General features: G+C 41.3%; 12 protein-coding genes. 8 read left to right on the top strand and 4 right to left on the bottom strand.

Annotated elements, in window-relative coordinates:
* The first annotated feature begins 74 nt into the window (after window positions 1-74).
* From Q0976_RS15880 to Q0976_RS15860, 5 genes are all read left to right on the top strand, one after another.
* The gene (locus Q0976_RS15880) at window positions 75-2,735 is read left to right on the top strand and encodes a hypothetical protein (protein WP_299494850.1); all 2,661 of its coding nucleotides are present in this window, start codon (window positions 75-77) and stop codon (window positions 2,733-2,735) included.
* An 18-nt stretch (window positions 2,736-2,753) separates the two neighbouring features.
* Window positions 2,754-7,130 carry a DUF637 domain-containing protein gene (locus Q0976_RS15875; RefSeq protein ID WP_299494849.1) on the top strand — a complete coding sequence of 1,459 codons (4,377 nt, stop codon included), beginning with the start codon at window positions 2,754-2,756 and terminating at the stop codon, window positions 7,128-7,130.
* A gap of 164 nt (window positions 7,131-7,294) precedes the next feature.
* Window positions 7,295-7,804, top strand: a complete 510-nt coding sequence (locus tag Q0976_RS15870) for a hypothetical protein (protein WP_299494848.1) — start codon at window positions 7,295-7,297, stop codon at window positions 7,802-7,804.
* A 41-nt stretch (window positions 7,805-7,845) separates the two neighbouring features.
* Window positions 7,846-8,382 carry a hypothetical protein gene (locus Q0976_RS15865; RefSeq protein ID WP_299494847.1) on the top strand — a complete coding sequence of 179 codons (537 nt, stop codon included), beginning with the start codon at window positions 7,846-7,848 and terminating at the stop codon, window positions 8,380-8,382.
* 385 nt (window positions 8,383-8,767) lie between these two features.
* Window positions 8,768-8,962, top strand: coding sequence for a hypothetical protein (locus tag Q0976_RS15860; protein WP_299494846.1), 195 nt, complete (start codon window positions 8,768-8,770; stop codon window positions 8,960-8,962).
* Window positions 8,963-9,304: 342 nt separating this feature from the next.
* Here the strand turns inward: Q0976_RS15860 and Q0976_RS15855 are convergent, their stop codons facing one another.
* Together Q0976_RS15855 and Q0976_RS15850 are read right to left on the bottom strand one after the other, a co-directional pair.
* Window positions 9,305-9,652 (bottom strand): hypothetical protein, encoded by a 348-nt coding sequence (locus Q0976_RS15855; RefSeq protein ID WP_299494845.1) that lies wholly within the window; start codon window positions 9,650-9,652, stop codon window positions 9,305-9,307.
* Between the two features lie 199 nt (window positions 9,653-9,851).
* Window positions 9,852-11,114 (bottom strand): cytochrome P450, encoded by a 1,263-nt coding sequence (locus Q0976_RS15850; RefSeq protein ID WP_299494844.1) that lies wholly within the window; start codon window positions 11,112-11,114, stop codon window positions 9,852-9,854.
* 301 nt (window positions 11,115-11,415) lie between these two features.
* Between Q0976_RS15850 and Q0976_RS15845 the strand changes: the two genes are divergently transcribed.
* Complete coding sequence (locus tag Q0976_RS15845) at window positions 11,416-12,219, top strand: glucosaminidase domain-containing protein (protein WP_299494843.1); 804 nt, start codon at window positions 11,416-11,418, stop codon at window positions 12,217-12,219.
* An 18-nt stretch (window positions 12,220-12,237) separates the two neighbouring features.
* Here the strand turns inward: Q0976_RS15845 and dkgB are convergent, their stop codons facing one another.
* On the bottom strand, window positions 12,238-13,044 hold the full coding sequence (dkgB, locus tag Q0976_RS15840; protein ID WP_299494842.1) for a 2,5-didehydrogluconate reductase DkgB: 807 nt from the start codon (window positions 13,042-13,044) through the stop codon (window positions 12,238-12,240).
* A 115-nt stretch (window positions 13,045-13,159) separates the two neighbouring features.
* Here dkgB and Q0976_RS15835 point away from each other — a divergent pair, with 115 nt between their 5' ends.
* On the top strand, window positions 13,160-13,951 hold the full coding sequence (locus tag Q0976_RS15835) for a hypothetical protein (RefSeq protein ID WP_299494841.1): 792 nt from the start codon (window positions 13,160-13,162) through the stop codon (window positions 13,949-13,951).
* Between the two features lie 49 nt (window positions 13,952-14,000).
* The gene (locus Q0976_RS15830; RefSeq protein ID WP_299494840.1) at window positions 14,001-14,666 is read left to right on the top strand and encodes a thiopurine S-methyltransferase; all 666 of its coding nucleotides are present in this window, start codon (window positions 14,001-14,003) and stop codon (window positions 14,664-14,666) included.
* A gap of 56 nt (window positions 14,667-14,722) precedes the next feature.
* On the opposite strand, the gene Q0976_RS15825 is transcribed toward Q0976_RS15830, so the two are convergent.
* Complete coding sequence (locus Q0976_RS15825) at window positions 14,723-15,496, bottom strand: DUF417 family protein (protein ID WP_299494839.1); 774 nt, start codon at window positions 15,494-15,496, stop codon at window positions 14,723-14,725.
* Window positions 15,497-15,581 lie beyond the last annotated feature (85 nt).

Genomic DNA, 15,581 nt, shown 5'->3' with positions numbered 1-15,581 from the left:
TATTATAACCAATTGTATTATTTAATTTGGCAGTTGGTTACATCCCCACCATTTTAAATATACAGGATGTTGTAATGTCACCCATATCCAGAATAGTCAGACGAATATCAAGTTCGTTATTCTTGGTTTTATTCATTTATTTTCAATCATTTAATTTGTTTGCATCAAGTTATTCTATTGCAAGTAATAGCCCTGATTCGCAAATCAACTTTCAGTCAAATATTGCGGCAGATGTGCTCATTCCAGCGCCAGCTGTTAATGGAGTATCGATGAATGTATTTAATGAGTTTGAAGTCTCAGGGCGCAAACTCATTATTTATAATGGTAATCGTGAAACAGGCTCTGCTGTGAATGCCGATGCCGCAAGCTTAATTGTGATTGAAGCGCCAATATTGTCACTGGCCAATCACATTGAAATTTTAGGTGCGCCTGCCGATTTACTTTTAGTGAGTCGTGGTTCAAATAAAATTTTGCGCTGTCATCAATGCAGTTTTGACAATGTGGGGCGGCTAACGCTCACTGTTGCAGGCTACAATAGTGTGTCAGCTATTCAAAATCATGGCGATATTGGTCGATTCACGACTAGTTATAATGGTGTGGTGGAGATTAACCAACTATCGGCACCGGGAGTGCAGTCATTAGAGTTAATTGCCGATAGGGTGCATACCAATGGTTTGATTGATTTAAATCTCAAAGCCGATAGCCATCCAGAAGGGGGCTTCATTGTTCATCCACAAGGGGCTAAAATTGTGGGATCTGGCGGCATTAATATTTATTATGGTGATATATCCATTAAATACAATAGTTTAACTGTCACTAATGTAGAGGTGAGTGAACACAGCTTAACCGTTAATGGTCAGCTATCTGCCGCGAGTATTGCTATTACCAGTTCTCAGCAAATTACCTTAGATCCAGCAAGTCAGCTCAATACCTCATCAGATTTACTGGCAACCAGTACTTATCATGATAATTTTTATGCGCCGATCGAAGGGATTTACATTCAAAGCATTAAAGCCAGAAGCAGTAGCGATGATCATGGTGTATCGCTTAATGGCCGATTGATTTCTGATAACATGATATCCATCAAGTCATTGGAGAATATTAGTCAAAATGCCAGCATTATTAGTCGTGATTTACGCTTAATGAGCAAGGATGATATTGTTCAGCAAGGCTATATTCAAGCCAACCTCGTTGAGATGGCGGCAAGACGCTTAATCAATACCGCAACCATAGAAACATCAACCTTAAATGTGGAAACTCAATACAATATCCATAATAGTTTTGGCGGTGACATCAGTGCAAAAACAGCGGTGTTAAAATCTCAACAGGGTTATGTGGTCAATGGTTCCCGTAGTGCTTACAAATCTTATCCGCTTAACACTCAAGCATTGCCCTTGTCGACGGATCTGACCTTGTTTTTACATGGTATTTATTACGATGTGACAGAGTCTGGCACGCTATCCAGCAAGCTCTCTGCCCATATTCGTGCCAACAGTTTATCCATTGATGCTAAGGCCATTGAAAACATCAATCCCTATTCGTTAACTCGCCCTTCTTCTTCGAGTTGGAATGCAGGGATCATGATCAATAACGCTCAAGCCCAGCAAGTTTCCATTCAAGTTGAAAATCAACTGGCACTCAAAGCCAGTCAATATATTCTTAACGCCTCTGCCATTATCGGTTTAAATCAAGCGGGTCAGTTTACGGTGAATACCCCCAAACTGAGTAATGAGCGATATCGTATTCAGCTTGAAAATTATATTTTTAATCAAATTACACTCAGTGATGATACTAGTGTTGAGCAAGATCAGGCGAATGTGGGTACGACTACCAAAGTGATTGCCTATTCGCCGCCTGCACGTTTGTATTCGTTTGGAAAACTGCTGTTTAGTAATGGTAATGATGGCAACAATGTCAAAGAGCAGCTCATCAATGAAATGTCGTATTTTGAGGTGTTTGCCGACAGTCATTTTTATCAAACTCAAATTCAAAGCATTGGTTTAGAGATCACTGAAAACTATGATGCGGTGACCTTAAGCAACGTTAAAGATTGTCTGCGTTACCGCACTTGTGACGGTGACAATATCAGTACCGTTGCTGAGGCTGAAACCTTAACGGCTTTTGGCGGCAATGTGTATGGTATTGATGACAGTGAACCTGCGATGTCAGATTTGGAAATTGATAACATTAATGGCCAAGAGGCAGCGATACAACAAGTGGTTGAAGCGCATTTGGCACCGTTTAATTATGGCACAAGAAAAACCGCAACAGGTGCATGGAGTGATGGTTATGGCCGAGCAAGGAATGTATCAATAGAAGGAGATTTATTGAAATTTGAGGAGGTCATTTATACTCGAAGAACTCGACAACCTGCAGGTGAAATAGATATTTTTGATTCATATGCTGTTTCGCATGTTCAAAGTATCCCCGAACTGTTGGGGGAGGAGGCAAAAGACAGAGAAGTGGGCGATACAGGTTACACCGATACCCAGTTTGTCGCGGCCAGTACTGAATATGTTCGGCGTTTACCATTACAATCAGATTCTAAAATGGAGATATTGAACTCTTCTACATTTGAGCTTTATACGATTAGTGGTACTAATGTCATTGTTCATTTTATTCAAAATATTACCAGTTATCACGGTGGACCACCGCCAATTGGAAGACCTATTAGGGTAAATAGAGAAGGTTTCATTTCCATATCCATCGACAAATTAATGACCTATTTGCCATAAGCAGTGACAAGGATATCCATGAAACACACTAATCAGATTTTGGTGGCTCATACATCGACGACACCCGAGGCGCCCTTGTGGCAAAAATTCACCTCTTGGCTACTCACGTTTGTGATGTTATTTCAAATCACATTGCCCGTGACGGCGCAGGCGGCCAATCTTATCTCCGACAGTTTTATTCAAAGTGAGGTCAATGCAAACGGCCAATATGAGCGGGTCAGTAATAGCCAGTATCAATTTGAAAAAGCTTACTATGTCGATGATGTGACCAGTCAGGCCACGCAAAATATCGCCACTTTTCAGCAAAAATTACTCGATTTTCGTAAGAGTGCGCTGCCATCGCCCTTGATGATCCCCATCATCAACGATGGGATCACCATGATATTGCCCCATTATCCGCTGGCGAAACAAATTGGTGACCCTTTTGTGCAGTCGCGTTTTATTCGCTCGCAAATTTTTAATGCATTAAACCGTAATTTAATCAGTAAAATCTATGCCACTGAAAAAATACAAATTAATGCGCTTTACAATAATGCCTATACCTTTAGTGGTACCAGCAGTGCCAAACTGGGCGACAAGTTAACCCAAGCGCAGGTGAACAGCTTTGGTAAAAACTTGATTTGGCCTGAGTTACGTAGCATTAATGGCGAGCAGGTATTAGTGCCTGTGGTGCATTTCACCGATGATAGGCTGAGTGCGTTAAAAGCAGAAGGGCATACCGTTGAGTTTTTAGGTGATGAGGCGCATTTTAATAGCATAACTGTCAATGCAGGCACTATTTTCACTAATCGTAATACTTTCATTAACACGGCGGGTGATTTCAATGTTAATCAAAATGCCAAAGTGGTCTCAAGTGGCGACTTAAATCTGTTAGTGGGCGGCACCCTACAAATATTATCGGGGCAGCTTACCGCTCAAGACAGCGTCAATATTATTGCCGATCAGTATGTGCAAAAAACCTTAGTCCACCGTTTTGCCACCCGTTTTGAACAAGGCACGCGTTTGGGCACCATTGCCAGCGTGAATGCCATTAATGGCAATGTCTCTATTCGATCTTATAATGACATTGTGGTGCAAGGCGGCACTATCGATGGCGATAATATCGTCCTCAATGCCGATGGCAACATCATGCTGCTGAGTCAGCGAACCAGTTATGTGCGTAACGAGAATATCGGCGGCTTTGATGAGATCACCTCTATTGTCAGCCATACTGCCTCTAGGCTCAGTGCCAGCGACAGTATTTACTTAATGGCATCGGGCATCATTCAAATTAATGCCTCAACCTTAACCGCCGATCGTGGCGTATTGCAAATACTCGCTCAGCAAGGCATTTACATCACCAATGAGTTTGATGAGTTTCAAAAAAATCGTCAAGGCACGGTGGGAGAAGTCACTCTTACCGAGCAAGAGTTTCAAACCATTGCCATTCAATCGGCATTAGAGGCAGGTAAAGGGGTACTCATCGCCTCTGACTTTGGTGATATCACGCTGCGAGCCACTGAAATCACCTCAGGCGATGGTACAAACATTAATGCTTATAACGGCGCAGTAAACTTACTGCTGGCCAAAGAGCAAGATCATTACTTCATGAACCGCGTCACTGAAGGCATGTGGCGCATTAAAACCGAAACCCAAACCGATACGGTAGATACCGCGGTTTATAATCGCATCATCGGCGGCGTGAAAGTGCAAGCCACCCATGGGGTGACCTTAGAGCTAGGGCAAAGTGAGGATGTCACCCTCGATGAGATGATGGCGCAGTTCGAAGATTCTGACTCACTCAGTTGGATGGCCGAGTTATATCACGATCCTGAGCTGAGTCAAAATGTCGAATTAGCCTATCAAGAGCTGGTGAATATTCATGAGTATGACAAGACCAGTAGTTTAAGCCCTGCTGCAATGGCGATTATCGCCATCGCGATGGCGGTGGTGATGGGACCTGCAGGCTTTGCAGCCATTGGCGCCAGTGGTGGGATTGCTGTTACGGGTTTTGCCGGTAGTGCAGCCTTAACGGCGGCATTGCAAGCAGGGGCATTGGCACTGGCGACACAAACTGCCATGAGTTTAGCCAATGGCAATAACCTGATTGAAACCACCAAAGCCATGCATTCATCGGATACGGTGAGAACGGTTGCAACAGCAATGGCCACGGCAGGTGCCTTAAATTATATCGGCTCTGTAGGGCCTTTCAGTGCGGTAGAAGGTGCAGGAGAAGCGGCACGAAATATGGTTGATTTAGGCAACCAGGCAGCGCAGTTAGTAGTAAAATCGGCCGTTAGCACAGGTATTTCTACTGTGATCAATGGCGGCAATTTTGATGAATTTACCGATACCTTTGTTCAAGCTTTACAAGTGAATGCGGTTAATCAACTCGGTGCCAGTTTAGCCGAAGATATTGAGTTTTATTCTCAGCATGAAGTCTTAGATGAAGTTCTAGAGTATATTGCCCACGGGGCTGTAGGCTGCTTGACAGGCGGATTGAATTCAAGTGATTCGAGTGATGGCTGCGCGGCAGGAGCCGCAGGCAGTATTACTGCGACTTTTGTGAGTAAAAGCTTTGATCATGAGGTGGATACCTTAACAGATAAAGAAAAAGCGGTCAGGCAATTATTAAAAGACACTTTAGATTTAGATCCTTTAGTTGAAGCGGATAGGCTCAGATTAGCGCAGCAGGAAGCCTGGTTACTGCAAAATAAGGTTGAGTCAGCAGACATACTGCATTTTAAAGAATGGCGTGATATAGGGACTCGTTTGGCTGAAAACCGTCAGCTTGCCGAAAATCTGTCTCGATTAACCGCAGGGTTAGGTGTATTTATTGCGGGTGGTAGTGCTGAAGCCATTAATGCGGCAGATGCCAGTGCGTCAAATACGGCACAAGGCTCACTCTGGCGGCAACTAGAACCTGTCTTTAAAAGTGCACTGGCGTTAAATGAAATCGCCAGTGATTTTGATGAAAAAGTGCAATATGCCGCCTCTGGCGTCTCATTAAATATTTATGAGATTGAAGCTAATGGCATGAAATTGCCAAAAGCCTTAAGAGAGGCAAATTTAGCGCCTGAAACAGTATTTAGCATACCGCAAGTGATGGTACTGACGAACATTGCGGCGGCAGAATCAGCCATTGAGGCTTATACACCTGATGTAACGTTAGATGGCGGCTTTGATCAAGCCGCTTATGAAGTCGCCAATGGTGACATGCCTGCTGCGTTAGATACGTTAGCAGAAATGAGCGATACTCTAAACAAGGCCAATGAAGATTTAATTGTTACTGTTGATGGGCAGTTAAAATTCTTAAATAAAAAGTTGACAGATCAGCTTGTCGCTTCGCATACGCAATTAGAAAAAGTCATTACGGATGCCTATTTCTGGGGTGAGGCTGGAGAGCGAGCGCTGGATATCAGTGGCGCTTCGGGTGTCGCTACAGCAGGTGCGGCGTTAAAATTTGGCGCAGGCCTTATTGCGGGAATAGCGAAAAAGTCACTTAACAATGAAGCTGATACCATAGCGTTTTTTGCAAGCAGCATACGTAAAACTAATGAGGAAGTTACAGCGGGCCTTGAAGAATTTGCTGATGCTGGTTTTAAGTATTATTTAGACGGGCTTGCTGATCACGCTGGTGATATAACCAAGCAAAAGCGGGTTATTATCGATGCGATACATGAATTAGCTGAGTTAAGTTCTAATTATACTAAGTGGTTAGGTAACTTAGAAGGACTCAGTGTTGATGAGCTGCTGTACAAGTTCAGCACGGTAGCAGAGTCTCTGCCGCTAACCACGAGCATGATCACCCAGCTTGATAACTTTATGTTAGCGGCATCAAAAAAAGTTGATGGTAGCTTTTTAGATGATGCATTAGAGGCGCAATATCAGCGCTATATCGTAAAAAAAGAAGCGGCGCACCTTGATTACCGCGAGCGTAACTCATACCTACAATCCCTCGATGGACGCGGCGCCATGTTACGCGGCACCCGCTTTAATCAATATGCCAATGAGCAAAAATGGTACCCTTTTAGCGAGGTACACATTCAGCTGCCCGGCGGTGAGCGCCGCGTGATTGATAATTTAAAAGAAGTCAAAATGGGAGTATACAGTGTGATTGAGCGTAAATCTTACGATTTGGGCTTGCGCGATCCGGCTCATTTTGCTCAGTTATTGGATAATGAGGTGATAAATAAATACCCATCCGGCGCCACCTTCAAGGCGGCAAAATACCCAGATAAGAAATTATATAATACCACCTTGCTAGTCGATGGTTATGTATTGGAGCTGCCGGAATTTAATCGCCAGCTGAGTAATATTGTCGAGTTTGAGGCCATTGCGAGACAAAAAGGGGTCGAGCTGCGTTTTCGCCCTGAGCCACCTGTGGGTTGGACACCACCAGTTGTGATAGATTAACGCGTGACGATGCGTCACATTAAGCGCTAGAGGGAGACGAAAGTTATCAAAGGGGCACCCCGCCCCTTTGATGCTCCCATTAACGCCAAGATCCAGTGATACAGAGATTAAGTGAACAAGGTTATAATAAGGCCAATAGTATTTAAAATGATATGAGGATAATCATGTTAACTGAAGAAGAACGTCAATATATTTTAGATGATATCTCACCTTCCTTGATAAAGGCTGCAAAAGAGGTTGAGTTAGCCCAGCGTTATCAGTCACTGCTGACGCAATTTCCAAAGCGTGAGGGGGACTTTAATCCCAGACTCAGTAGTACAGAGCAGAGGGCCATCATCGCGCAGTATCCGCATCCGGTGCGCTTTTACAAGGGGCAGGGAGGCTATTATAAACTGAATCAGAAAAAAACAGCTTTCCCACATATAAGCTTAACGATGGAAATGCGTCAATGGGTATGCTGTAGCGTTGGCTTATGGTGTGACGATAAACGTATTGGCGGTGGCGGCTACCAACATATTGCTTTGGCTGAGCGCCTATCCCGCGGTGAAAGTATTAGTTGGAAGGACTGGAGTGAATCTTTTCAGCCTTGGACTTATGATGAGCAGCAGTTTAATACCGTGATCGCCGAGTACTTTTCTTTGTATGAGGATTTATGCCAGCAAATTCCGAATTAGCACGATTGTTGATATTGGCGACCTTAAGGCCGTGATAAATATTGTTAACAACAAAAAAGATAAAAATAACCATGTTAACCGAAGAGCAGCGCCAGTTTATGTTAGAAGAAGTGTCATCAGAAATGATAGCGGCGGCACAACAGATTAACTTAGCCGAGCGTTACCAATCATTACTGGCACGCTTTCCTAAACGTGAGGGCGATTTTAACCCCAGACTCAGTAGTACAGAGCAGAGGGCCATCATCGCGCAGTATCCGCATCCGGTGCGCTTTTACAAGGGACAAGGGGGCTATTATTTGTTAAACGAGAAAAAAACCGCCTTTCCTCACATGAATTTAATGATGGAGATGCGTCAATGGGTATGTTGCAACATTAATTTGTGGCGTGACAATAAACGCGTTGGCGGCGGCTATCAGTATATTGCCTTGGCAGAGCGTTTATCTCGCGGTGAAATTTTTACTTGGGATGACTGGCGTGTACCTACTCAACCTTGGACTTATGACGAGGAACAATTTAATACGGTGATTGCCGAGTATTTCTTCTTGTATGAGGATTTATGCCAGCAAATTCCTAATTAGGACTGGCTGCCTCATATTGAGCATTTAAAACCTAAGTAGAAGTAGAAATAGAAATAGAAATAGATAGCTTCTCATAGATTAAGCTATTCATAACCAGCAAGCACTTTCCGTTGATGAAATAGTACTTGCTGGTTTTTTATTGAAATAGAAATAAAAATAGGGAAAGAGTAATGAAAAAACAATTATCAAGTGCGATATTAGCGAGTTTCTTGGCAATTGGGATAAACACGAATGCCATGGCTAATACCCTTTCTTGGAAGTAAGAGCAAGGGGTGACAGTCAGTAAAACCAGTCAGTAAAACTTATGTGAACACCAGTTCGGGGCCCTTGGTTTTAATAGATAGTTTCAGTACTAATTCAGCACTAATTCAGTACTAATGAAATCATGAAAAATCCAGAAAACTGTGGTGGTGATAGTGATGCTCTGGGTTTATATATATTAAAACAAGGCGATTATACTAAGGAAGCATTTAGTGTGTTGCTGGCGGCGCACATGTCGAATAAAAAAATCAACATCTATCTTCAAGGCTGTGATGGAACATACCCCATCGTTGATTGGGTTCAAGTTTATGATGCTTAATGCTATTTAACCTGAACTCGGGATAAGCAGCGTCCTTAAATATCACTATTTTGGCCCCTATCTGTGTTGTGCTTTCTACTAATAGCGGGCTATTAGGCACGAACGCCCGCCTTGATATCGACAAAAATATCGGCATTTAGCAGAAAGTGAAACAAATAAAAACAAGCAAGCAAATTAAGGGTTTGATTTTAAATGTAATCAGATGTACATCTGACACTCATTAACCCGAGTTCAGGTTATTTTACTTGCTATTGATGTGGGTTATTAGCGCCAATAAGGGAAAAGACTCAATCTGTTTAAACAATCAAGTCAACCAGCTTGAGTCGACTGTTTTAGATGCTTTTACTGAATGATGAGTATATCGATACTCTCGACTTTGTTCGAATATTCAGAACAGCTGCCAGTACCATAAGCCATTATAGGTTGATCTGCGGCTTTTGCGGTGAGTGCCATAGAGTATATTGCTTGGCTGCCGGGCGTATTGACATTAAATGAAAAAGCGCTGTGATAATACTCATCAGCACAACTTGTAATATTCAGAATGTCTTTATTAAAACGAATGATCCCCTTACCATCATTATCTATTCGCACATTTTCAATTTTTCCGTTAGTAATTTTACTTATATCTCCAGCAGCATAAGCACTATTCACGCAGATGAAAAGTGCAGCTAATATGACTAATTTTTTCATGTTTTATTCCTAATATTGATATTTATTCCATTGAATTAAATATATTTTATCATGAATGCTATGGGTATGGGTATGGGTATGGGTATGGGTATGGGTATGGGTATGGGTATGGGTATGATCATTTATTCAAATAAGAAAATGAAGCACCTAACATAAGAGGTGCTTTTACAGATTGATTTGAAGCATTAGTCTATTGAATTTACAACTTAATTTTAAGTGACTTCATGGCGCGTAGGCCTAAGTTGTTAATATATTGAGGTGGTTCAATGATGCTACCTTGGGGGAAGTGCTCAATCAGAGCAGCGATGGCAATTTCAGCTTCCAATCGCCCCAATGCCGCGCCGGGGCAGATATGCGGCCCAAAACCAAAGCCTAATTGTTTGGGTTTACGATGAATATCAAATGTATCGGGGGATGAGTAGCGCTCTGGGCAGCGATGAGCCGCACCGAGCATTAAGAACACTCGATGACCTTTTTTAAGTAAGGTGTTACCGATGAGAGTATCTTTTGCAATGAGTCGACCCAGTCGATGAACGGCGCCGTCATAGCGTAAGCTTTCTTCGATGGCAGGTTTTATTAATGCAGGGTTATCAATGAGCTGTTGCAATTGGCTTGGGTGGCTCTGTAATTGTTGCCACAAATTACTGATTAAATTGGTGGTGGTTTCATGGCCAGCAAATAACAACATAATGCAGTTAGCGATAACATCATTGAGGGTGAAGTCGCTACTATCTTGTTGATATTGAATAATATTACCTAACACCGTTGTGGACTCACATACAGTTTGATTATTGAGAATGTTCGTTAAATAGTCGGCCATATCGATAATACTTTCTTGAGCTTTGATGGCACTGGAGGCACTTAAGGTGGAACCCATGAATTGCGCAATATCATCAGACCATTTTTTAATTAGATGAATATCAGAGGCTGGTACGCCAAGTAACCGCGCAATGACTAAAGCTGGCAGTGGGTAAGCTAAGCCTTGAATGATGTCATTTTGCTGCTCCTGTTTCATGGTTTGAATCAGCTGCTGAGTGAGCTGTTTGATCTCGGGTTCAATTGCCATTAGTAATTTGTGCTTTAAAGACGCATTAATTATACGCCTCAGCGGCATATGTTTGGGCGGATCTTGAAACAATAACCATTTTGAGAGGCCATTGATTAATGGTTGAATGAAGGCAATTTGCTCTGGTGGTAAGGCGGCAGTAAAGGTATTGACCCTATCGGATGAAAAGGCTTGATTATTTTTTAGAATATGTTCGATATAGTCAGGCTTAGAGATGTAGTAATGTCCAGATGTTGGTGATTGATAAATGGGAGCCTGTTGAAGAAGAGTGCGATAGGTCTCAAAAGGGTTACTGATAAAATTCATTGAACTTAAATCATATTCATCAGTTTGGCTCTGAGTGTTTAAAGCAAGGGCTGAATGTGAATTTGATACAACATCGGTGTGATCGTCCATGTGGCTTCCTTATTGTGTCTGGATAAATAAGCACTTGAGTCAATGAGTGCCCGAATAATTCGATGTTGAGTCAATATGCCTGTGCAATAGAATATTGAACAATACTTTATAGACTGACAGTGATTGGTTTTATGCTTTTGCTATGACGTGATTATTGGCTCGCATTTAATGTAGCATAGTTATGAGGGGTCTCGACATAGGTCTCAGTGAGCACTTTATATACACTTAAGTGTGAAAAATAGGCTGTTTATCACTATGGTTAAATAAAGAAGTATCGTCCTAGCAGTCATAGGGAATGAGCATGCTGTTGAATAAATTACAATTACCTTTGTGCTTAGCATCAAAGTCTAAGACGACTCTCGTGTTGTTTTTATGCTTGTTAATGATGGCTTTTCAGTCATTAGCGTTACAATACGAGCTGCCATTTTGGTCAAATAAACATGATGAAAAGCCAATGCCGGACTTTGCTAAAATAACCAATGTTATTCAGAAAAAAACTGCTTTTTTTAATTACTTAAGACCCTTCGTGGATAAAGAAAATCATAAAATAAACACTGAGCGTACTTTTTTATTATCGATGCAGCAGCAATTAGTGAAAGGGTATCATCTGTCTCATGCTCAAGCACGCCATATACAAAGTCTTGCAAAACAATATCAATATAAATTGGCCTCGATAGGGGTCAAACCGTTAATGGGGTTATTGGATAAGGTGGGGACTATTCCGTTTGCTTTAGTGCTTATTCAAGCAGCAAAAGAGTCGGGGTGGGGGACGTCTCGTTTTGCCCGAGAAGGGCATAATTTTTTTGGTCAATGGTGTTATACCAAAGGGTGTGGATTAATGCCTCGTTCGCCTTCAAATCATGGTTATTATGAAGTGAAGCGTTTTAAAAGTACGCAGGACTCGGTTATCGCTTATATGCATAATTTAAATGTCAATGGTGCTTATTTTTTATTTCGAAAAATCAGATCCACACAAGTGGCTAGGGGGAAAAAGCCCACGGCTGAACAGTTAGTGTATGGATTAGTACATTATTCACAGCGTAGGCAAGCCTATATTCATGAATTATTGCATTTGTTACGGGAAAATAAGCGTTACTTGAATTAGGTTATCATCCATTCAATATCATTCATCCCAATCCGGTGCAAAGTCAGGGTTGGCTATACGTTTATGTTTATCTAGTGAATCAATGAGCTTACATTCATGACTGGTTAATTCAACTTGAGTATACAGTAAGTTGTCTTCAAGGTTAGTCTGTTTCGAGGATGAAGGAATAGAGATTAAATTTTTGTTATCCATCCAAGCTAAGATGATTTGTGCTGGGGTGGCATTATGCAGATTCGCGATTTGTAAAATGGTGTCATCTTTAAGGGCTTGGCCTACGGCAAAGGGCATGTATGCGGTGATCAATATGTGGCGAGACTGACAAAAGTCGATGAGTTTTTTATTTTGTAAATAGGGGTGAACTTCAATTTGGTTAGTGAGAATATGCTCACGAGGGAGAAGATCCATTGCCGTTTTCATTTGATTGATGGTGAAGTTGGATACGCCAATATACTGTGTTAATCCCATGGCTCTCGCATTGGCCAGTAAAGAGAGGTATTCAGACATAGGAACTTGATTGTCAGGTGAAGGCCAATGAATTAAAAGTAAATCAACATAGCTGGTATCTAAATTATCAAGGCTGACTTTGACACTGTCGATAAAGCTTTTGGCTGATAGGTTGTTCATCCATACTTTGGTGGTTAAAAAAATATCATCGCGTGGGATCCCACTTTTTGAAATAGCTTGGCCAACGGGAATTTCATTTTGATAAATAGCAGCAGTATCAATATGCCGATAACCTGCTTTCAGCGCCATCGATACTGAATCAAAGGCAACTTGATCGGTTAGCCGATAGGTTCCCATCCCAATAGCAGGAATATGCATCATGTTATCGCCTTTATGTTATTTTGCCTCTAGTTATTATTTTAGACGTATTTCGAATCTTTATTGGATCTTTAAGCCGCTTTAGGCGTGAAGCTTGTTTATGGAGTGGGAAAGCAATATGTTAGCTGAAATCATCCTAATTAAAGTGATCTCAACATTGTTGGTTGTGATGGGCTTAGCGTTCATTGCAGAAAACAGCAGTACGCGTATTGCGGGTATTTTGTCTGGATTTCCATCTGGCATGGCGATTGTGATTTTCTTTTTAGGTTTTGATAATGGGACTCAATTTGCCGTTAGCAGTGTGGATCATACGATTTTAGGCAGTTTGTCTGCTATTGTATTCGCCTATATCTATTATCGTGTGGCTTTAGTGTGTCAGGAGACAAGAATATGGCTGCCTTTATTGGCTGCATTAATGGCGTTCCTAGTTTCTGGAAATATCCTCATCGATATGGACTTATCGATATTAATGCAATTGATGTTAGCCGTAATTGCCATTGTCATTGCTGCCCGTCTATTTAAAAGTGTGGGTGATTATGGCATAAAAGATAAAGTGGCATTGACACACAAAGTGCTATTTTATCGCTCTTTAGTCGCTGCATGTATCGTATTGTTCATTACTGGCGTAGCAGAATTAATCGGGGTTAAGTGGGCTGGAGTGTTATCAGGCTTTCCAGTGACATTTGCGCCTTTTTTATTAGTGATCCACAGTACTTATGGAAACAGAGTGGCTTTTACTTTACTTAAAAATTACGTATTTGGTATTGGCGCTTCAATTAGTTATGCTGTAGCAGTATTACTGTTTTATCCTTTGTTGGGAATATATTTAGGCACATTAGCGTCGTTACTGGCAGCGAGTCTTTACCTCGCTGTTTATGTTTTTCTGTATCAATATTGGAAGCGAAGGTAACAAGTTAACCCATCTTGATTTAGCGATATCGCTATAGGAAATGTAATTTATGGAAGCAAGTTTTTGGCATGAGCGCTGGGAGAAGCAGCAAATTGGATTTCACAATGATGCAGTCAATCCATTATTAGTGAAATATTGGTCTGAGCTCAAGATAAAGCCAGATGCCAGAGTGTTGGTACCGCTGTGCGGTAAAACATTAGATATGTGTCACTTGAGTGAAATAGGGCATAGTGTTTTAGGCTGTGAATTAAGTGAATTAGCTGTGACTCAGTTTTATGCTGAATATCTTGGTGAGCTTAAGGTTCCAACTCCCACAAAAGTAAATGAACATCAATATTTTGAGTTGAATAATATCAATATTATTCAAGGTGATATGCTAACGTTGTCGCCGAAGGAGATAGGCCTTGTTGATGCTTTTTATGATAGAGCAGCATTAATTGCTTGGCCAGAATCGTTGCGGCTAACTTATGTTGAAAAGTTAATGGTATTATTACCTTCAGGCAGTCAAGGTTTGCTGATCACGTTAGATTATCCTCAAGAGGTTATGGCGGGCCCTCCATTTGCTGTGCAGCATGACTGGATTATAGACAATATGGCTTCAGGCTTTGATATTGAACGGTTAAGTTGTGAGGATGTGTTAAGAAGCAATTCAAAATTTATTAAAAAACAGGTCCCTTGGTTAACGGAGTCTGTGTATCGAATGGTGAGAAAGTAATTATTTTTTATATTACGCCATGTGATTGATTAGCATGGCGTGTTTGAAGTGCTTTTTTAGTTATTTTGAGTTTGTAGTGGAGTCAATAGAATAAATATTAAATTGATGATAAACCAAAGATCTTTGATAAGAAATTGCCCTCCAGTCGTCAAGATAGATGTAGAAGATAGCGCACTATCCCAGCTAAAAATAAAAGTTTGTGTGGTTAAAAAAACCATGAGTGCGGGTAACATAAAAATAAGCATAAATTGCCGGAAAATAATGCCTAAGCACAATAAAAGTGTTGCCAGAATATCGTAAATACCAATGAGATTAGATGTTGTTTGAATACTCCACATTGAGTACATCCATGACATAAAAGGTGAGCTTGCAATCAAGGTTTGAATACCGTTTGCTTCTATGGCGGTGAATTTCATTCCTCCAATCCAAAGTAAAACAATTGCAATGGGCGAAAAATTAATCCAAATAATGCTTTGACTGGAGAGCTTATTTTGAAAAAGGAGCGTGATCCCTATTGCCAATAGCGCCCAATATTTAATTATTCCTTGTCCTGCCCCTATGGCAGGGAAGCCGCCAAGATCTGCTATCCAGACGGCATTATTCACCAGCGAGATTAAAGGAGGGATAGCCATACAAATAAGCAATATGGAAATCCCCTTTTCAAGTAAGCAGGTTAATGGTAATTGTGGTCGAAGGAATGAGGTGAGCAGTGACAAGCTACCTACCAGTAAGAAACACAGTCCGGCTAAGCGATAATAGAGGTTGTCAGGAAATAAATGGCTCATTGAGAAAAGGTCGATAATGAGATCAAAATGTTGATGGTGCCCCATATTTAAGATACTGCTTCCCAGCAATAAGCAAGATATAGACAATAAAAGATAGGTAATCAGGTGAAAAAGATTAGGTTTACAATTT

This window comes from uncultured Shewanella sp., from assembly GCF_947501665.1.
Classification (GTDB): domain Bacteria; phylum Pseudomonadota; class Gammaproteobacteria; order Enterobacterales; family Shewanellaceae; genus Shewanella.
The sequence above is the reverse complement of the archived record's forward strand: the minus strand, read 5'-3'. Positions and strand labels throughout refer to the sequence as shown.